Origin of the sequence: Bartonella sp. MR100HLJHH (assembly GCF_042194215.1) — a bacterium.
GTDB classification, from domain to species: Bacteria; Pseudomonadota; Alphaproteobacteria; order Rhizobiales; family Rhizobiaceae; genus Bartonella; species Bartonella grahamii.
Window position 1 is genome coordinate 209856 of sequence record NZ_JBHIMR010000001.1, and the last position, 21178, is coordinate 231033.

A 21178-nucleotide genomic window follows, 5' to 3' on the forward strand; every position below is an offset into this window, starting at 1 on the left:
GCTTCATGTTTTTGTGTATTGCGTAATGATGTCATGCTTCTCACGTAAAACAGAATGCTTTAAACGAAATACATTTATGTTGCATATTGGTGTGCTTGTTTTAGTGAATCATCACTCAATGCATCAAATTCCATTTCACAATGGAGGCTGTGAAAAATATAAAGTAACATACACTGTGAATGATATAAAATCCATTTGGCATCACCGTCTTTACGCGTCATAAAGGTGCAAAGCGCATCTATCATACTCTTTTTTAGCTCAAAATATTATGACAGTCCTTATCATTTGAGAGAATTTTCATTAAAAATATTTTTACTCTTTTCTTAAAGTGTCTCTTGCCCACACACCAACTGCGTTTGTAACACGCAAGGAAATGATAGTGATTAGATTCACTATGAAAGGATTTGAAATGAGAGAATTTTTGTATTCGAGGTTATTATTCAAGTAAAAAAACGATGAAATATTATTGTGAATTAATCTTGTGTCTAAGAACGTAAAAGATCATTAATGGATGTTTTTTCTCGTGTTTTTTGATCAACGCGTTTTACAATAACAGCACAATAAAGGCTTGGTCCTGCTTCACCATTTGGTAAAGGTTTTCCAGGGAAACAACCTGGCACAACCACTGAATAGGCTGGTACTTCACCGATAAAAATTTCACCTGTTGTACGATCAATAATCTTTGTAGATTTTCCAATAAAGACTCCCATTCCCAAAACAGCACCTTCACGGATAATACAGCCTTCAACAATTTCAGAGCGAGCACCGATAAAGCAGTGATCTTCAATGATTGTTGGGTTTGCTTGCAGTGGTTCCAAAACACCTCCAATACCAACACCGCCAGAAAGATGGACATGTTTACCAATTTGTGCACAAGAACCAACGGTGGTCCATGTATCAACCATTGTACCCTCATCGACAAAAGCACCAAGATTAACAAAGGATGGCATCAATATAACGTTGGGTGCAATGTAAGCAGAATGACGTACAATGGCTCCAGGAACGGAACGGAAAGCAGCACTTTTAAAATCGGTCTCTTGCCAACCAGAGAATTTTGAAGGAACTTTATCCCACCAATGTGTTCCATTGATTCCACCAGTAATAATTTGCATAGGATTAAGCCGAAAAGAGAGCAAAACCGCTTTTTTCAACCATTGATGAACATGCCATTGTCCATTTTTTTGTCGTTCTGCAACACGGATTTCACCGTTATCAAGAAGGTTCAATGTATGTTCGACACTCTCACGGATTTCGCCTTTTGTGGTAGTATCGATAGAATCGCGATCGTCAAAAGCTTGTTGAATAATCATTTCAAGTTGTGTGAGATGGGGCATGACGAGAGTTCCGTTAAACAAGTTGAAAGCTTCAAGGTTTATTCTCTATGAACTACGCGAAGAAATGTGTTCAGTCAATAAAACGATGAGGAAGTAGGACAGGTGCATGAAAAAAGGCTGTAAAGAAAAAAGAAAAGGAGAACAAGAAAATTGGACACCACTTCTCCATACGAAGGATGCTCTACAACAAATACATAAAATCTCTAATTCAGCACAAATGCGTTCGTCTACTTATCGTTTAGCCTATATCGATCAAGATTTTATGATGCGTCCAGAGTTGCGCTCACAACGTATTGGTCTTGAATTTTTAAAGCCGGAAATAACCCTTAAAGAATATGATATTCAATCAACAGTTGTTTTGTTTGGTGGTGCGCGTATTCCTGAATCTGGGCAAGCGGCGTGGGCTGCAAAAAATGAAATACAAAAGAAAAATTTGCATGCTATGTCACATTATTACGATGAAGCGAGAGAATTTGCGCGTTTGTGCTCACTTTATTCTGCTACGACAGAATATCGTGAATTTGTGGTTGTTACGGGAGGCGGACCAGGAATTATGGAGGCGGGAAATCGTGGTGCTTGTGATGTTGGTGCCCCAACGATTGGTTTGAATATTATTTTACCACATGAGCAGGAACCTAATTCGTATGTGTCGCCGCATTTGTGTTTCAATTTTCATTATTTGGGGATGCGCAAAATGCATTTTTTAGTACGAGCGAAAGCATTAGCTATCTTCCCTGGAGGATTTGGGACTCTGGATGAATTGTTTGAGACGTTAACTTTAGTACAGACGGGGCGTATGAAACAGGTACCAATTTTATTGTTTGGCAAAGAATTTTGGAGCAATACTATCAATTTTGAGTATCTATCTGAACAAGGTACAATTTCTCCTACTGATGTTAATTTTGTGAAATTTGTCAATACAGCAGCAGAAGCTTTTGAAGAAATTCGTTCTTTTTATAAACTGCCTTAATGACTTTTAAGACGTTCACTCTTGAAGGATAATTAATACTCTACTTTGGTTAAATAAAGTCCTGAAGGAGGAGCAACAACACCACAATGTTTACGATCTTTAGCATGAAGAGCTGCTTCGAGATCTTGAGCTGTCCAACGTCCAATACCCACTTCCATGAGGCTTCCTGCGAATGAACGGATTTGATGATGAAGAAAAGAACGGGCTTGCGCATAAAGGAAAATTTCTTCACCTTCTCTTTGAATATCGAGGCGGTCAAGGGTGCGAATAGGGCTTTTTGCTTGGCAATGTGCGGAACGGAAAGTGGTAAAATCATGTTTTCCTACAAGCTTTTGAGCAGCTTCATGCATGGCTTCAGCATTAAGAGGCTTTGGCAACCACCACACGCGTTTGGCATTTAAGGCTGGTGGAGAGCGACGATTAAGAATTTTAAAAAGATAATGGCGTTTTACAGCGGAAAATCGTGCATCAAAGTCATCAGGGACATTTTGTACGTTTAAGATTGAAATCGCTTCTCCCTGTTTACGTAAAAGAGCATTGAGCGCATCACGTACAGTATGGGGATGCCAGTTTTTTATGAAATCAACATGCGCAACTTGTCCCGTAGCGTGTACGCCCGCATCGGTTCTTCCTGCTGTTGTTATGGTCAATTGTTGTCCACTAAAGGAAAAGAGTACCTTTTCAAGAGCTCCTTGTACAGTGTGAAGTTTTACTTGACGCTGCCAACCAGCATAATTTGAACCATCATATTCAAGAGTGAGTTTAAAACGTGGCATCTTAAAAAACAGCAGAAATATAAGCACCTCGTAAAAAGGTTGCGCTATCAAGGACTTTACCACCCGATCTTTGGAGAGAGGTTATTTCTATCCGCCCTTGTCCACAATGGACAATCAAAGAATCTGGTTCGATCCGTCCAATTTCAAGAGAAGGACCTGTTGTTAAGCGACTATCAAGAATTTTTACACGTTCTTCTCGTCCCCCAATATTCATATTGCACCAGCAACCAGGAGAAGGAGAGAGCGCGCGAATATGCCTCTGAATAAATTCTGCAGGTTTTGTCCAATCAATGCGGGTCTCTTCCTTTTTGATTTTGGCAGCATAGGTGATGCCTTCCTCTGATTGTGGGGTTAGTTTAAGTTGGTCTTTTTCAAGAGTTGATAGGGTTTCTATCATAAGTTCTGCGCCAATATGTGAAAGTTTGTTTGAAAGCTCAGCAGTGGTGGTGTTATCAGTAATGGGGATGGAGCGAGAAAGAGCGATAGGTCCCGTATCAAGTCCTTCATCCATTTTCATGATCATGATACCTATTTCTTTATCGCCAGCCATAATTGCACGCTGAATAGGTGCAGCACCACGCCAGCGTGGTAAGAGTGAAGCGTGGGCATTAAAACAACCAAAACGGGGTGTTTCAAGAATAGCTTTGGGTAAAAGGAGTCCATAGGCAACAACAACAGCAACATCAACAGAAAGTGCTGCAAATTGCTCCTGTTGTTCGATTGTTTTGAGTGTTTGTGGCGTAAAGATGGGAATAGATTTCTCTTTTGCTACATTGTGAACAGGTGAGGGGATTAATTTAAGTCCTCGACGTCCTGCTGGGCGAGGGGGTTGACTATAAACAGCAACAACATCATGACCTGCATCCAATAAAGCACGTAAAATAGGAACAGAAAAATCTGGTGTCCCCATAAAACTTAATCGTAAAGCCATTACAAAACTGCTTCCTGCATGTTTTTTTCTTTTGCGCGTTTTTTAAATTTTCGTATCACCATATCGCGTTTGATCTTTGAAATGTAATCAATAAAAAGGCGCCCATCTAAATGATCAATTTCATGCTGCAAGCAAGTTGCCAAGAGATCGTCTGCTTCAATTTCTGTTTGTTTTCCTTCACGGTTCTGGTAGCGAACACAAAGGCGTTTAGGACGTTCAACCTCTGCAAAATAGTCAGGAATAGAAAGACAACCTTCTTTATAAATATTACGCTCATCTGAAAGCCATAAAATTTCAGGGTTGATAATAACAAATGGTTTTTTCTGCTCATCTTCAGAATTTCCAGAGACATCTATAACCAACATACGTAGCGGTATACCAATTTGAATAGCAGCAAGACCAACGCCCTTAGCACTATACATGGTTTCCAACATATCATCCGCAAGTTTTTGAAGAGCTGAATCGACCTGATCAACAGGCTTGGACACTTCCCGTAAAATCGGATCAGGTAAAGTAACTAAAGATCTCATTGGCATAAGTAGAGATTAATCAATGGTTTGTTATTGGTCAATATTGAATAACGGATTCTTGCGTTTTTTTACAATAAGAGCGTTATATTACAATTTATGTTTGATTCGTTTTTTTCCATACTCGCTGGAGAGTTTTTTTCTAAACTAATGCTTTTGCTTTTATTTATACTTGTTTGTTGGGCATTTTTTATGTTGATACATTCTCATCGAAAAAAAGCATTTTTGGAAAATGAAATTGCTGAACGCGCACGTGAGGCACAAATGCAGATGGCTACCTTGCTGAAAACACAAGCTGAAATGCAAGGGAGAATGCAAACGATGGCGGAAATTTTTGGTCAACGGCAGGCTGAATTGAATAAATCACTCAGTGAGCAACTCAATGGGATGACAACAAGCTTAGGCCAAACACTTCAGGTACAGACCAAATCCACTTATGAAAATTTGAATCGTTTGCAAGAGCGTTTAGCAGTGATTGACGCGGCACAAAATAATATTCAATCGCTTACGGGACAAGTTGTTCAGTTGCAGTCCATTTTAAGCAATAAGCAGACACGTGGTACTTTCGGTCAGGGGCGGATGGAAGCAATTATTGCCGATGCCTTACCAACAAATGCTTATGTTTTTCAGGCTGTTCTTTCCAATGGAAAACGCCCAGATTGTCTCATTCATATGCCCAATAAAGCCCCTTCTCTTGTTGTTGATGCTAAATTCCCTCTGGAGGCTTGGAATGCTATGCGTAAGGCAGAATCAGCGCAAGAGCGTCAAGAGGCAGAACGCCAATTTCGTACCGATATGGAAGTCCATATTCGTGATATTGCACAAAAATATTTGATTCCTGGAGAAACCCATGACACTGCTTTCCTTTTTGTGCCATCTGAATCGATTTTTGCAACAATTTATGAGGACTTTGAGGCATTGGTACAAAAATCCAATAGAGCTCATGTGATTATTGTTTCACCATCTTTGTTGATGCTCTCTGTCCAAGTGGTACAAACCATTATGAAAGATGCACGGATGCGTGAACAAGCGCACTTAATTCAATCAGAAGTAGCAAAATTGATGGAAGATTTTGGACGAATGGATATACGTGTTCGTGCGTTACAGAAGCACTTTCACAAAGCAGGTGAAGATATAGAGGGAATTTTGATATCGTCTTCCAAAATTATGAAACGGGCAAATCGCATTGAAACTGTCGAATTAAAAGAGAATCATTCTGAACCAACAAAAATGACAACATTGGCTCAGTCGCAAACATTGCGTTTTGCTGACGAGGAATAAAGCAAAGCAAGCTTCTTAAATATCACAAGTCAGATCATGTTCTTTATTGATTGGTAATATTTTTTTAGTATCTCTATCTTGTTTTATTTCTTAAACGAGAGGAATAGGAATATGCGACACCTTTTGTTTTTAGGGGCACTGGTGTTTCTGCTAGATGGGTGTGCAACAACCACTCCCATACACACGAACAATGCGTGTGCTATTTTAGCACAAAAAAATGGTTTTTTTGACAATTGGGGTAAGGCTTCTAAACGTGCAGAAATGCGCTATGGGATTCCTATGTCTATTATTCTTGCAACCATTAATATGGAATCGAGCTTTCGTCACAATGCACGTCCTCCACGTAAAAAACTACTTGGTTTTATTCCATGGAAGCGTCAATCGACAGCCTATGGTTATTCTCAAGCGCTTGACAGTACATGGGCAATGTATCTTCGCTCTACGGGCAGATCTTTTGCATGGCGTACGAATTTTGCAGATTCTGCTGATTTTATTGCTTGGTACCATCGCCAAAGTGTTCAACGCAATGGGGTGAGATTTGATGATGCATATAGCCTTTATTTAAATTATCATATGGGACATGGTGCTTATGCGCGTAGTGGCGGGCATGTCTCTGCGGCACTTTCACAGGCAGCACAGCGCATGGCAAGGATATCGAGGCTCTATGAACAGCAATTAAAGAGATGTGGATGGCGTTAGGGAAGATTTTTGAAAATCTCAATTAGAGAATTGTTTTGGTAAAATTATTTGAGAGCCAAATTTCTTATGGCGTGATAAGGCTGTATCGTTTTTCTGATTGTTAAATGAAATAAATTGTTATTTTTTAGAATAAACCAAAGAGACAGAAAGCTTTTGCAATGCACAATATTTTGAGAGCACTCTCAATATTTTTACCTCTGTTGTTTAAAAAATTTACAATGAAAACTATCTTCTATTTGGTTCTGACATTTCTCACAGGGCTAAGTACCAGAGATTATTGAATAAAAATTTTAAAATTTAATATTATTTTTTATTTTCATTATGCGTATTGCTGACTGATTATTACATGAATATTTTCTTTGTTAGCGTATAAAAGAGCAATCAAAAGAAATGCAATTCGAGCATCATATTAAAGTAAGAATCTCGAATGGCGTAGGGTTTTATCATTTCAGATCTCTTGAGGTTGAATCAATAAAAACCATTGGCTTGCACATAACAAGCGCAATTGGCATGTGGATAAAAACTGTGAAAGAAAAGACTAAAAATGTTTCTTATGAACATTCTCAAATGTAAGAATTATTGGCAACATTGGGAATTAGCACATATAATGATGGCGCACGTCGCTTTCACACCTCAACCTTTTTTGTGACGTGCAAGAAAACAAAATTAATTGATTCAATATGTTATTTGAGCGTTAATACACCTTAGTATTGAGTAGGTAGATGCTACTCAAAGTAGGCAATTTTTTAATTGGCAGGACATTTGATCAAGCTAAAAATACTCGAAAAAAGTTCTGATTCGCAATAATTGAGAAGAATATTTTAATATTTTATTCCCTCATCTTTGTTTAGGTACTTCGTACCTTTTAAAAAGATATCGATAACCAACATATTATGATTTTGTGGAAATATTGTGATAAAGGTAATTCAAATTTTGTCCTTTAAAACAAGGCGTAAGTTAAACAGCTCTTTTTCTGTTTCTGTGCAAAGCATAAAAAATTATCTACTTTCACGGTTACGACAGTAAAATTTTATAATCCAACAAATGATTAAAAACGTGTTATAATACCGCTAAAATGCAAGCAACAGGCGCTATTGGAATGATGATTAAATAGCGCATAAACCTTTTAAATTGATGCACACATTCTCTATTATAATTGATTCCCTTGATAGAATAGCTGGTCCTTTTGGTGGAGCTAAGCGGGATCGAACCGCTGACCTCTTGCATGCCATGCAAGCGCTCTCCCAGCTGAGCTATAGCCCCTATAAAAACAATTTTTCCCAAAAGGAAAGTATACAGTTTCAGCTTTTCTAGAACGATCAAAATTGAAGATCAAGAAGAATTTACATTCAATGGAAAAGATGTCCTCTTTTACTTCTCTTAAGCATCGTCATCATTAGAAACACCGCCTCCGAGAATATCAGTAACGTCATCATCTTCATCGTCATCATCATGAGATAAAAATGTATCATCGTCATCACCAAGATCTACATCACTATCTTCTAAATCAGGAAGATCGTCATCTTTAGAATCCTCATCATCCTCTTCAAGAAGCATAAAAGCAGATTTTTCAAGTGCTGTATCAAGCTCTTCAGTATCAACGTCTTCTTCATTGTTTGCCTCAGCTGCTGCAACTTCAAAGTAAGAACGCGGATAAGAAATTCCTGTATAGGGCGACACAATAGGATCGCGATTTAGATCGTAAAATTTTTTTCCCGTTTCTGGATCAACACGTTTAGTTCCAAGTTCTTTTTTTGCCATAAACCGTGCCTCTTTGATTAACTATTATTCCATTAAAAGATAAATTCTATGGTGCTTAATCGAAAAATAATGCCTTTGTCAAAGATAAATACACCGTTTCACAGTGATTTTTTCATGACGTCTTTTAAAGCATGTGCTAAAGGATGCACAATTTCATAAAAGTTAGATAGAATTAAATAGAATTTCCATGCAAAAAGCAATCCCTATAACCACCTATAAATCGAGTAGTCTCTCTGGAAAAATTAAAATACCAGGAGATAAATCAATCTCTCATCGCTCTCTTATATTGGGAGGATTAGCAAGTGGTGAGACACATATTCATGGATTACTTGAAAGCGCTGATGTACTCAATACAGCTGCTGCTATGCAAGCTATGGGTGCCTGTATTATTAAAAAAGATGGCTTATGGACCATACGAGGAACAGGGAATGGTTGCCTTTTAGCTGCACAAAAACCTTTAGACTTTGGAAACGCTGGAACAGGTGCTCGTTTGGTTATGGGAATGGTTGGTCCATATCATATGAAAACAACCTTTATTGGTGATGCTTCTCTCTCTAAACGTCCAATGGGACGTATCCTTGATCCACTGCGTCTCATGGGGGTTGAAATTGAAGCAACGCACGACGATCACCTTCCTTTAACGCTTTATGGTCCGAAAATGGCTAATCCGATTCGTTACCGTGTTCCAATAGCTTCCTCCCAAATTAAATCAGCAGTCCTGCTTGCTGGACTCAATACCGCCGGCATTACAACTGTTATTGAACCAGTTCTGACACGAGACCATACGGAAAAAATGTTAAAAGCATTCGGTGCACAACTTGAAATAGAAAAAGATAATGAAGGTGCGCGTTTGATTCATCTTAACGGTCAACCCCATCTTACTGGACAAACGATTCATATTCCGGGTGATCCTTCTTCTGCTGCTTTTCTAATTATCGCAGCCCTTCTTGTAGAAGACTCTGATATCACCATTGAAAATGTTTTGATAAATAACTCTCGAATAGGACTTATCGAAACATTGAGGGAAATGGGTGCTCAAATTGAATTTTTGAACCGACGTCAAACAGGTGGAGAGGATGTTGCTGATCTACGGATAAAATCATCGGTTCTTAGAGGTGTTACGGTGCCCAAAGAACGTGCTCCATCAATGATTGATGAATATCCTGCTTTGGCAGTAGCAGCAGCCTTTGCAGAAGGCAAAACAGTGATGTTAGGAATTGAAGAATTGCGTGTAAAAGAATCAGATCGACTGTCTGCTGTTGCTCAAGGACTCGAAATTAATTGCGTAGACTGTGAAGAAGGTCAAGATTTTCTTATTGTTTATGGGAAAGGTTCTGCCAAAGGTTTGGGTGGTGGACATGTCTCCACACATCTTGATCATCGAATTGCTATGTGTTTTCTCATTTTTGGGCTTATATCAGAAAAACCTGTTACCATTGATGATAAACGAATGATCGCTACGAGCTTTCCAGAATTTATTCCTTTTATAAAACAACTTGGGGGGAAAATTGCTTGAAGCCTTTTGTTATTGCCATTGATGGACCTGCAGCCTCAGGCAAAGGAACCTTAGCACGCAAAATTGCTGCACATTATCGTCTTCGCCATCTCGATACGGGTCTTACTTATCGTAGTGTTGCTCATACGCTTTTACAACAAAATTTAGCTCTTAATGATGAAAAAAATGCTATTATTTATGCTAAAGAACTTGATTTTAATACCTTAAATCCTGCCCTTCTTTCTTCTCATGAACTTGGTGAAGCGGCTTCAAAAATAGCGATTAACCCTGCTGTACGCAAAATTCTTGTCGAAAAACAACGCAACTTTGCTAAAGTTTTGCCTGGCTGTGTGCTTGATGGACGTGATATCGGAACTATTGTTTGTCCTGATGCCGATATCAAGTTTTATGTTTTAGCCAATGTTCAGACGCGCGCCAAACGTCGCTACCAGGAGATTTTAAAAAAGGGGGTTCAAGCAAATTATCATGAAATCCTAGCTCAACTTGAACAGCGCGACAGTCGCGATATAACCCGTAAACAAAGTCCACTAAAACCAGCAAAAAACGCCCACTTGCTTGATACATCAGAATTGAGTATAGAAGCAACATTTGAAATTGCATGTAGTTTTATTGATCCAATCATAAAAATGCATATAATTGGATAAATTCGTTAAGGTGACTTCCAGCCTCGCGCTAACTTTTTTTCCTTTATTCAAGGAAAAAGGCAGGGAGTTGCTTATGTTAACACTAACCTAGCGCTCATACCTTATAACACAAGGTATATATTAGGAGTTCTTATGTCACAATACAATCCCACAACAGCGGATTTTGAAGCCCTTTTAACAGAATCTTTTCAAACCAATGATCTTAATGAAGGATCTGTTGTTAAAGGTCGTGTTATTGCAATCGAAAAAGACATGGCCATTATTGATGCTGGTCTTAAAGTTGAAGGACGTATTCCTCTCAAAGAATTTGGAGCTAAAGCAAAAGACGGTTCTTTGCAAGTTGGCGATGAAGTTGAGGTTTACATTGAACGCATTGAAAATGCGATGGGCGAAGCTGTTTTATCCCGTGAAAAAGCACGGCGCGAAGAAAGTTGGGTCCGTTTGGAGGAAAAATTCAATGCTGGTGCACGCGTTGATGGAGTGATCTTTAGCCAAGTAAAAGGTGGTTTTACAGTCGATCTTGATGGTGCTGTTGCTTTCTTGCCGCGCAGCCAAGTTGATATTCGTCCCATTCGTGATGTTTCACCTCTCATGCATAATTCTCAGTCCTTTGAAATCTTGAAGATGGACCGTCGTCGTGGCAATATTGTGGTCTCACGTCGTACTGTTTTAGAAGAAAGTCGCGCCGAGCAACGTTCAGAAATTGTACAAAATCTTGAAGAAAACCAAATCGTTGAAGGTGTGGTGAAAAATATCACAGATTATGGTGCCTTTGTTGATCTTGGTGGGATTGATGGTCTCTTGCACGTTACAGATATGGCATGGCGGCGTGTTAACCACCCATCTGAAGTCCTCACAATTGGTCAAACGATTAAAGTCCAGATTATTCGTATCAATCAGGATACACACCGTATTTCTCTTGGAATGAAACAGCTTGAAAGTGATCCTTGGGAAAGCATTAGTGTTCGGTATCCGATTGGTAAAAAAATTACGGGTGCTGTCACCAACATTACTGATTACGGTGGTTTTGTTGAAATTGAGCCAGGAATCGAAGGGCTGATCCATGTTTCTGAAATGAGCTGGACGAAGAAAAATGTTCATCCTGGGAAAATTCTGTCTACATCACAAGAAGTAGAAGTGGTTGTTCTTGAGATTGATCCTTCTAAACGGCGTATTTCTCTTGGCTTAAAGCAAACATTTGAAAATCCATGGGAAGCTTTTGCCAATAAATTTCCTGTCAATTCGCAAATTGAAGGAGAGGTTAAAAATAAAACAGAATTTGGTCTGTTTATTGGGCTTGAAGGCGATGTTGACGGTATGGTTCATTTGTCTGATCTTGATTGGAACCGTCCTGGTGAACAAGTCATTGATACTTACAATAAAGGCGATATCGTTAAAGCTGTGGTCCTTGATGTTGACATTGAAAAAGAGCGCATTTCTCTTGGAATTAAGCAGCTTTCCAGCGATAAAGTTGGAGAAGCAGCTGCTTCTGGCGAATTGCGAAAAGGTGCTGTTGTAACATGCGAAGTGATTGCTGTTAACGACAATGACATTGGTGTGAAATTGATTGACCACAACCTTGAGACAACCATTCGGCGTGCTGATCTCGCGCGTGATCGTGATGAGCAACGTCCTGAGCGTTTCGCAATTGGGCAAAAGGTTGATGCTCGCATCACAGCATTTGATAAAAAAACACGTAAAATTTCGGTATCGATTAAAGCTTTAGAAATTGCAGAGGAAAAAGAAGCTGTTGCACAATATGGTTCTACAGACTCGGGCGCTTCTCTTGGTGATATTCTTGGTGCTGCTTTAAAAAAACAAGAACAAGATTAATCATCAATCATTAAAGTTGACGGTGTTATTAAGGTCACTCATTTTAGGGTGACCTTTTTATTTTCTAAAAAAATTGTCTGCTTATTTTCTAATTATTGCGTAAAAAATTATAACTGCTTGCAACTAAAAACAAAAAGTTTGTTTTTTTGTCTATCAACGGTTCACTATTCAGATAAAATGCTTACAATTTAAATAAAAAACGATGTAATTGAATAACAATGGGACATTATGACGTGCATAATACCTTTCATAAAGTGCTTTTTTTCTCAAAAAGAGAAAAAAAAACATTTTATTAATACGGATTTTCCTCTTCGTGCAATTTATAAGGTACGGGAAGATCTTTATAAATTAGGGCATGATATAGCTTCTGGTAAAGAAATTTTACTCCCTGAATATGAAGGAGTAGAAGATTTTCGCAAGAGATTGAATGAAAATGCGAAACTTATTCTTAATGCCTTTCATACCAGTGATTTTGCAGCCCGAAATGATGAGACTATCGCACCGTCTGCTCAATGGCTCATTGATAATCATTACACCATTGATAAAACTATACAAAAGCTACGTCGTAATCTACCTAAGTCCTTCATAAAGCAACTTCCTCTTTCTACACACAAAGCGGGAATACCACGAATTTTTGCTTTAACTTGGCTTTATATTGCGCATACTGATAGCAGCTTTTCACAAGAAACACTCACTGCTATGACCAATGGATTTCAAGAAGTTTGTGCGCTCACAATTGGTGAATTGTGGGCTCTTCCTTCTGTTATGCAAATGCTGCTCATTGAAAATGTCCGTCGTCTTTCAGTACGTATCGAAAAAGCGCGACATATGCGCCATCTTGCTAGTCAAGTGGCTGATAAAATTTCTCTTGTAAAAAATAAAACAAATCTACACTCTCTCTTTACGCAGTATAAACCATTTACTGTTGATCCAACGTTTTCAGCACATTTATTCTATCGCCTACGCAGTGCATCTGTCGATTCAACCGTAGCATTAACTTGGCTTGAAAAGCAATTGAAAAGCCAAGGCAGTAGCTTAGAAATTGCAACAGCTGATGAACATACCCGACAAGCAGCAGATGGTGTGACCATGGGAAATATTATCCGTGCTCTTAAAGCTATAGATGATGTTGATTGGACAGCATGGTTTGAAACAGTGAGTTGTGTCGATTCTATTTTGCGTAAAAATAGTGATTTTTCTGAAATTGATTCTCACTCACGCAATATTTATCGACAAGTCATTGAAAAAGTTGCACGCTTTTCGCCTCTTAGTGAGCTGGAAATTGCACATAAAGTTGTAGAAATGGCAAATTCCACTTCTAAAGATATGCCTCATCATTCTTGTGTGGGGTGGTACCTTGTTGATGATGGTCGTGGCATATTTGAAAAGGCTTGTGGATATATCCCGCCCTTTCTCATAAAATGGACACGAGCTTCCTGTTGCTCAAAATTGAGAGTCATCGCTATTCCTGTCTCTTTTCTGACGCTCGCTCTTTTGCTTGTAATTTACGCCCTTTTACAAATATCTGGCATGACATCATGGATGTCTTTTTGCTTTACTGTATTAGCGCTTTTTCCTGCTATCGATGCTGCTTTTGCTTTATTTAACACTGTTGTTTCATGGTTTGTCCCATCAAGACAACTCATTGGCTATGAATATAAAGAAGGTATTCCAAAACATGCACGGACAATGGTTGTTGTACCTACTTTGATGACATCACGCGATGATATTGATGAACAAGTGCGCAATCTTGAAGTGCACTATCTTTCCAATCCTAAAGGTGCCATTCATTTTGCGCTCATTACAGATTGGGTGGATGCTCCATTGAGAGAAACGCAAGATGATCTTGATTTATTGCACTATGCGCAAAAGAGTATTGATAAACTCAATAGTCGTTATCATCGTGATGAACTTCCTCTTTTTTTCCTTTTACATCGCCGACGCCTTTATAATACAAGCGAAAAATGTTGGATGGGATGGGAACGAAAGCGAGGAAAACTTCATGAACTCAATCGGCTCTTAAGAGGCGATAAAAACACAAGCTTTTATCCTCCCAAGCCACACCTTCCTATGGATTGCCGTTTTGTTATGACGCTGGATTGTGATACACGTCTTACTCCAGAGAGCGTCGCGAAACTTGTTGGAAAGCTTAACCATCCACTCAATCATCCCATTTTTGATCCGCAAAGTGGAAAGGTTGTAAAAGGCTATAGCGTTTTACAACCACGCATTATTCCTTCTCTTACAACGGGAAAAAAAACATCAATTCTCCAACGGGTTTTTTCTATCAACCGTGGCATTGATCCTTATGTTTTTGCCGTTTCTGATACTTATCAAGATCTTTTAGGAGAAGGTACCTTTATCGGTAAAGGTCTTTATAATATTGATGCATTTGAACAAGCGCTTGATGGCAAAATTAAAGAAAATACTATTCTTAGTCATGATCTCTTAGAAGGAGGTTATGCTCGTACTGCTCTGGTAAGTAGCATAGAAGTCATTGAAGACTATCCAACCGCTTATAATATTGATGTTATGCGTTATCATCGCTGGATTCGCGGTGATTGGCAGCTTTTGCCTTATCTTTTTTTCTACCGTCAAATAAGTTCCGTGACGCGTTGGAAAATGCAGGATAATTTACGTCGTTCTCTTACTCCACTTATGTGGTTAATCGCAGCATTTGCAGGATGGACTTTTTTGTCTTTCAAGAGTGCAATCGTCTGGCAAATATTCTTGTTGTTTAGCTCCTTCATTTCTTCCATTCTATGTGTATTAAAAACGCTTGTCTCGTCCAATATAGATCATTCTTTGCGTGGACATTTTCAATTAATTTGGAACAAAACTGCTCTTACAAGCGCTGATATATTTCTTAAAACAACGTTTCTTGCTCATTCGGCGTATTTTATGACCGATGCGATTATTCGTACACTCTATCGTATGACGATTTCAAAACAGCATCTTCTTGAATGGAAAACTTCTGCCGCAACAAAATCAATGCCCAATAGTTTGCGCTTCTATGTTTTTATAATGGCACCAGCATCGCTTATTGGTGTCCTTACTGTAGCACTTTCTCTTTTTTCTGATAGTTTTGCAAGCTTGATTGCTTTTCCTTTTGGGATAGCATGGTTTTTTTCACCCTTCATTGCTTGGATTGTGAGTCAACCTTCAACCTTTCAAGATAGTCTTGATCTTTCTTCAAAAGATGAAAAAAAACTTCGCTCTATTGCACGGCGTACATGGCTTTATTATACAACCTTTGTCAATGCACAAAACAACTATTTGCCTCCCGATAATTTTCAAGAAGATCCTGAACCTCTTGTTGCTCAACGTACATCTCCTACGAATATTGGCGTTTATCTCCTTTCTATTATTGCTGCACGTGATTTTGGCTGGATTGGTTTTGAAGAGACCATTACCCGTATTGAATGTACATTACGCTCTCTTACAAAAATGGAAAAGTTCCGTGGTCATCTCTATAATTGGTATGAAACGGATACACTCAGGCCTCTTTTACCTACTTATGTATCAACCGTTGATTCAGGAAATCTTGCCGGTCATTTGATAACACTCTCTTCTGCCTTAAGTGAATGGGCTGAAAAACTGCCTCTTTTGTTTCAAAGTGATCGAGAAGGCTTATCGGATGTTCTTGCTATTCTTGAAGAAACTGTCAAAGAAATTCCAGATCATCAACCCAATTTACGCTCGTTACGTCAAAAAATCGAAGAAAACATCATTCGTTTTCATGACTCTGTCTTCACTTTTGTAAAACAAGAAAATACGATTCCTTCTCACATCATAGACCTTTCACATGCAGCCCACGATATTGTGCACTTAGTCAGTGAACTTGACCACAAAATTCAAACGATAGAATCTGCTCGTGCGCTTTCTTGGGCTAAATGCCTTATCGATACCTGTAACGCTTATCATCATGATGCGACTGCTCATTGTGATACTGAAAAATTACGTAAAAAACTAAACAGGTTGGCTATAGTAGCACGGCAAATAGCCTTTGATATGAAATTTGACTTTTTAGAACAGCCTAAACGGCATCTCTTATCCATTGGATATCGTGTTCAAGAAAACAAACTCGATGAAAATTGTTATGATCTACTTGCTTCAGAAGCACGTCTTGCAAGTTTTTTTGCTATCGCAAAAGGAGACATAAAACTTAAACATTGGTTTCGTCTTGGTCGACTCCTCGTACCCATAGGTTGGAAAGGTGCGCTCCTATCATGGTCTGGATCGATGTTCGAATATCTTATGCCATCTCTCGTAATGCATGAACCTTTAGGATCTCTCCTAGATCAAACAAATCGATTGATTATTCATTGTCAAATACAATATGCTCATAAACGGGAATTGCCATGGGGTATTTCAGAGGCCGCATTTAACGCTCGCGATCATTTAATGAATTACCAATACGCTCATTTTGGTGTTCCAAACCTCGGACTCCAACGTGGTCTTTCACGCAATGCTGTCATTGCTCCCTATGCCAGCCTTCTAGCGGCACAATATGCTCCTGCTTGCGCTGTCGCTAATTTAAAACGACTCCGTGATCTTGGAGCTTTAGGAACATATGGTTATTATGACTCTGTCGATTTTACCCCTTCACGCGTGAAAACAGGGGAAAAATACGCTGTTGTACGCAATTATTATGCGCACCATCATGGCATGTCTATCCTTGCTCTTAACAATGTTATTTTTCAAGGGCGAATGCGTGACCGTTTTCACCGTGATCCCATTATTGAAGCAACGCAATTGCTGTTACAGGAAAGAGCGCCTCATCTCATTCCTATTATTCATACCAAAGCTGTTAATCGTATGCGCAATAAGTCTCAAGCACTTGACGCCGCTCCTTTGCGCATTATTACAAACCCGTTGCTCAAACCACGAGAAACGTTACTTTTGTCTAATGGCTTTTATTTTACCATGCTAACAGCGAATGGTTCTGGTTACAGTCGGTGGCACGATTATGCGATTACGCGTTTTATTCCTGATGCAACAGAAGATCAACAAGGTACTTTATTCTTCTTACGCGATACGCATAGTGGACGGTGGTGGTCTGTTACTAGTGAGCCAACACGTGTTATTGAAGAAGAAGCTGTCAGCATTTTTACAGATGAAAAGGCTGAATATACAAAAATGGTTGATGGTATAAAATCAACACTTGAATGTCTTATTACATCTGAAGGATGTGGCGAAGGTAGACGTATTCAACTGATGAATACGACAAATAAAGAGCGCCTCATTGAAGTGACTTCTTATGGTGAATTAGCGCTTGCCACAATGGATACAGACCAAGCTCATCCTGTTTTTTTCCGTATGTTTATAGAGACAGAAATTGCTGAGGAAGGTAAAACAATTTTTGCCAAAAGGCGCAAACGCTCACCTAGCGATCCTGAAATCTATGTTGCCCATTTTGTCTCTAGTACAACAGATATTCTCCAAGAGACAGAAGCTGAAACGGATCGCTCTCTGTTTATTGGGCGGGGTCGATCTATTCATCGGCCCGCTGCATTTGACCAAAATGCTCGTTTCAGTAACAGTCAAGGTTGTGTTCTTGATCCTATTATGTCATTGCGATGCCGTATCAAAATTTCAGCATATGGAAAAGCAGAACTTATTTTTTGGACTTTTGCTGCTCATACAAAAGAAGCGCTGCATAATCATATTAAACATTATCGACAACCCGATATGTTTCAAAAAGAACTTTCAAGGGCATGGACGCGCTCACAAGTCGCACTGTATCAGAGCGGAACCCAGCCTAAAGAAGCTATTGTCTATCAAAAATATGCCACATCGCTTATCTACCTTGATCGAACATGGCGTCTTTCTCCTGAAATATTAGCAAAAACGCTTGGAAAACAGTCCGATCTTTGGCCTATGTCCATTTCAGGAGACAATCCACTCTGTCTTCTTAGGTTAAATAACGAGGGAAATATCTCTGTACTGCGCGAGCTCCTTAAAGCACACGAATATTGGCATATACGCGGACTCATTGTTGATTTGGTCATTCTTAATGAACAAACATTTTCCTACATACAAAATACACAACGCGCTCTTGAGTGGGTCTGTGAATCTTATTATCACCACACGCAAAAAGCAGATGAACGCCAACATATTTTCATGCTTCGACGCGATCAAATGAGTGAACAGAGTTTTAAAACGCTTCTTGCATCAGCGCGCATCGTTCTTGATGCCCAAAATGGCTCTTTATCTGAACAGCTTAAACGACTTGATGAGAGTGATTTTGATCTTACAGTTCATAAAAATTATCATGAATTGCATGATCAATTAGATTCCCCAAAGTATAGCGAAGGAAGGCAAGTTACAATACAAACTGAACAAAATTTTTTTGCTTCCATTGGTCTTATTAGCCAACAAAAACCCTCCTCCTTTCCCATAAATGGAGAAGATCTAAAATATTGGAATGGTTACGGTGGTTTTAACCAGTATAACCATTATGTAATACGTCTTCATGGACGTACAACTACACCGCACCCGTGGATTAACGTCATCGCTAACCACAAATTTGGTTTTCATGTCTCTGCTGAAGGTGCAATTTTTACTTGGGTTAATAATAGCCGCGATTATAAATTAACTCCTTGGGCAAATGATCCAACATCTAACCGGCCAGGAGAAGCACTTTATCTAGTTGATCGCCAGTCTTTAAAACGTTTTTCACCCGTTTCTGCTGTAGAATGTGATGAAAATATTGTCTATGAGGCTTGTCATGGTTTTGGATTTTCAACTTTTAAATCGACACATTCAGAAATTGCATTAGAACTGACTCATACACTCGATCCGGAAAAATCAGTTCGCTTTTCACGTCTTACCCTCACGAATGAAGGGAAAAAACTACGCAGTTTACGCCTTTATAATTATGTTGAATGGGTTTTGGGAAATACCCGTACAAAATATGCCCCCTTCATTATTTCCTCTTATGAGGACAAAAGGGGTGTACATTTTATTCAAAATCCTTATCACATTGAAAAATCTCAACAAGTCACATTCTTATCGGCATCTGAAATGCCAACCAGCACCACAACCAATCGTGCTGAATTTATTGGTGCAACGGGAACCGTAACGCATCCAACTGCGATCCGTAAAGCTGGTGCTCTTTCGAATATCATTGAAGCAGGATGTGATCCTTGTTCAGCATTCGCCTATGATATTGATCTTCAACCAGGGCAAACAAAAGAAATCATCTTCTATCTTGGCAGTGCTGAAAATAGGCAAGAAGCTGAAAAATTACTCAATCAAGTACATGCAAGTGATTTTGAAATTCTGCTCACAAAACAAAAACAGCAATGGAGTGATTTTGTTTCTCCTTTCCAAGTCAAAACACCTGACGCTTCTTTTAATCTTATGGTCAACCATTGGCTTCCTTATCAAATCTACGCATGCCGCATCATGGCACGTGCAGGCTTTTACCAAGCGAGTGGTGCATTTGGTTTTCGTGACCAGTTACAAGATAGCCTGTCTTTGTTATTGCTGGAACCACAATTAGCACGTGAACAATTATTAAATGCAGCAGCGCACCAATTTCTTGAAGGGGATGTGCAACATTGGTGGTTGCCTGACACAAATGCTGGTGTTCGTACATACATTTCTGATGATATTGTTTGGCTTGCATATGCAACAGCTCTTTATGTCACTACCACTGGTGATGACGCTTTTCTTGATACGCTCATTCCTTTTATTGAAGGTGATGTTCTCAAAAGTGGGCAACAGGATGCTTATTTTCAACCTATCCAATCCTCAAAGGTTGCAACAGTTTATGAACATTGTGCTTTAGCTTTAGACCTTGCCATTAAACGCTGCGGGCCCCATGGTCTCCCTCTTATTTTAGGTGGGGATTGGAATGATGGCATGAATTTGGTAGGTGTGGAAGGAAAAGGCGAAAGCATTTGGTTAGGATGGTTTCTTGGGTACACATTACAAGCATTTATTCCTTTGGCCAAAAAACGTGGTGATAACAGCCATATGCAAATATGGAGTACATACCTTGAACGCTTAACAAAATCCCTAGAGGAAAACGGTTGGGATGGTGCTTGGTATCGACGTGGTTATTTTGATGATGGAACACCTCTTGGTTCTAAAATTAATGATGAATGCCAAATTGATACCATTGCTCAATCTTGGGCTGTCATTTCTCAAATGGCGTCGCCTGAACATCAAAAGCAAGCAATGACATCAATGTTGGAACATCTCTATGATAAAAAAGGCGGACTCATTCGCCTTTTTTGGCCACCTTTTGATAAAAGCACACTTGAGCCCGGTTATATAAAAGGTTATCCTCCGGGAATCCGAGAAAATGGTGGTCAATACACGCATGGTGCCATTTGGAGTATTTTAGCATTGGCTGAAATGGAACAAAACGATAAAGCTTACGCTTTATTTTCTATGATTAACCCGATTACCCATGGACAAGATCCTGAAACTTATCGTGTTGAACCTTATGTGATGGCCGCAGATATTTATTCTGTTGAACCACGATGTGGTCAAGGCGGTTGGACATGGTATACAGGCTCAGCCGGTTGGTTTTATCGTGCTGCAACACAAGCTATTCTTGGAATACAGCGTCAGGGAGATCTGTTGTTTTTACAGCCACATTTACCCTCTATTTGGCCAAAATATGAAGCAACAATGAAGTTTTATGATGCCGTTTATACCATTAAAGTAAAATGGGGACCTAAAAATATGCTCCATGTTAATGGCAAAAAATATACCGAAGTTCATGCGGGGATAAAGTTACACAAAACAGGTCAGCATGAAATTATACGTATTGTTAAATCTTAGAGATGAAAGATGAAAAAGAGAGCAGACTTTTTTATTCTTGCCCAAAACTGTAGAGTTGTTATATTGCACCGCCTATATTGTCCGTGTTGGTGCATAATATTTTAGAT

The 21178-nt window shown here is 39.1% G+C and carries 13 protein-coding genes and 1 tRNA gene; 7 read left to right on the forward strand and 7 right to left on the reverse strand.

The genetic code is table 11. From position 1 onward, the window contains the following. Nucleotides 1-74: 74 nt before the first annotated feature. Both ACFIJ7_RS00835 and dapD read right to left on the reverse strand, forming a co-directional pair. Entirely contained in the window at nt 75-245 is a 171-nt protein-coding gene (locus tag ACFIJ7_RS00835) for a hypothetical protein (protein WP_375635403.1), read from the reverse strand. Nucleotides 246-485: 240 nt separating this feature from the next. Beyond that, the gene (gene dapD / locus ACFIJ7_RS00840; RefSeq protein WP_375635404.1) at nt 486-1334 is read right to left on the reverse strand and encodes a 2,3,4,5-tetrahydropyridine-2,6-dicarboxylate N-succinyltransferase; all 849 of its coding nucleotides are present in this window, start codon (nt 1332-1334) and stop codon (nt 486-488) included. A gap of 106 nt (nt 1335-1440) precedes the next feature. Here dapD and ACFIJ7_RS00845 point away from each other — a divergent pair, with 106 nt between their 5' ends. Then, nucleotides 1441-2304, forward strand: coding sequence for an LOG family protein (locus tag ACFIJ7_RS00845; RefSeq protein ID WP_375644380.1), 864 nt, complete (start codon nt 1441-1443; stop codon nt 2302-2304). A 32-nt stretch (nt 2305-2336) separates the two neighbouring features. On the opposite strand, the gene truA is transcribed toward ACFIJ7_RS00845, so the two are convergent. The 3 genes from truA to def are packed head-to-tail and all read right to left on the reverse strand — an operon-like array spanning nt 2337 to nt 4547. Then, nucleotides 2337-3080, reverse strand: coding sequence for a tRNA pseudouridine(38-40) synthase TruA (gene truA / locus ACFIJ7_RS00850; protein WP_375635406.1), 744 nt, complete (start codon nt 3078-3080; stop codon nt 2337-2339). Between the two features lies 1 nt (nt 3081). Continuing rightward, a complete protein-coding gene (gene fmt, locus ACFIJ7_RS00855) occupies nt 3082-4011 on the reverse strand; it encodes a methionyl-tRNA formyltransferase (RefSeq protein WP_375644381.1) in 930 nt (309 codons plus the stop codon). Continuing rightward, nucleotides 4011-4547 (reverse strand): peptide deformylase, encoded by a 537-nt coding sequence (gene def, locus ACFIJ7_RS00860; RefSeq protein ID WP_375644382.1) that lies wholly within the window; start codon nt 4545-4547, stop codon nt 4011-4013. The genes fmt and def overlap by 1 nt, the downstream gene beginning before the upstream one ends. A gap of 90 nt (nt 4548-4637) precedes the next feature. On the opposite strand from def, the gene ACFIJ7_RS00865 reads away from it, so the two are divergent. Both ACFIJ7_RS00865 and ACFIJ7_RS00870 read left to right on the forward strand, forming a co-directional pair. Then, nucleotides 4638-5819, forward strand: a complete 1182-nt coding sequence (locus ACFIJ7_RS00865; protein ID WP_375635409.1) for a DNA recombination protein RmuC — start codon at nt 4638-4640, stop codon at nt 5817-5819. Nucleotides 5820-5930: 111 nt separating this feature from the next. Continuing rightward, nucleotides 5931-6518 (forward strand): hypothetical protein, encoded by a 588-nt coding sequence (locus ACFIJ7_RS00870; RefSeq protein WP_375635410.1) that lies wholly within the window; start codon nt 5931-5933, stop codon nt 6516-6518. Between the two features lie 1187 nt (nt 6519-7705). Here the strand turns inward: ACFIJ7_RS00870 and ACFIJ7_RS00875 are convergent. Both ACFIJ7_RS00875 and ACFIJ7_RS00880 read right to left on the reverse strand, forming a co-directional pair. Then, a tRNA-Ala gene (locus tag ACFIJ7_RS00875) sits at nt 7706-7781 on the reverse strand. 117 nt (nt 7782-7898) lie between these two features. Next, nucleotides 7899-8279, reverse strand: coding sequence for a TIGR02300 family protein (locus tag ACFIJ7_RS00880; RefSeq protein ID WP_375635411.1), 381 nt, complete (start codon nt 8277-8279; stop codon nt 7899-7901). 187 nt (nt 8280-8466) lie between these two features. Here ACFIJ7_RS00880 and aroA point away from each other — a divergent pair, with 187 nt between their 5' ends. From aroA to ACFIJ7_RS00900, 4 genes are all read left to right on the forward strand, one after another. Further along, the gene (aroA, locus tag ACFIJ7_RS00885) at nt 8467-9795 is read left to right on the forward strand and encodes a 3-phosphoshikimate 1-carboxyvinyltransferase (RefSeq protein ID WP_375635412.1); all 1329 of its coding nucleotides are present in this window, start codon (nt 8467-8469) and stop codon (nt 9793-9795) included. Next, entirely contained in the window at nt 9792-10439 is a 648-nt protein-coding gene (gene cmk, locus ACFIJ7_RS00890) for a (d)CMP kinase (RefSeq protein WP_375635413.1), read from the forward strand. Before aroA ends, cmk begins: the two co-directional genes overlap by 4 nt. 132 nt (nt 10440-10571) lie before the next feature. Beyond that, nucleotides 10572-12272 carry a 30S ribosomal protein S1 gene (rpsA, locus tag ACFIJ7_RS00895; protein ID WP_026500132.1) on the forward strand — a complete coding sequence of 567 codons (1701 nt, stop codon included), beginning with the start codon at nt 10572-10574 and terminating at the stop codon, nt 12270-12272. Nucleotides 12273-12500: 228 nt separating this feature from the next. Next, nucleotides 12501-21071: a GH36-type glycosyl hydrolase domain-containing protein gene (locus ACFIJ7_RS00900; protein ID WP_375644383.1), complete on the forward strand. Its 8571-nt coding sequence runs from the start codon at nt 12501-12503 to the stop codon at nt 21069-21071. Nucleotides 21072-21178: the final 107 nt, after the last annotated feature.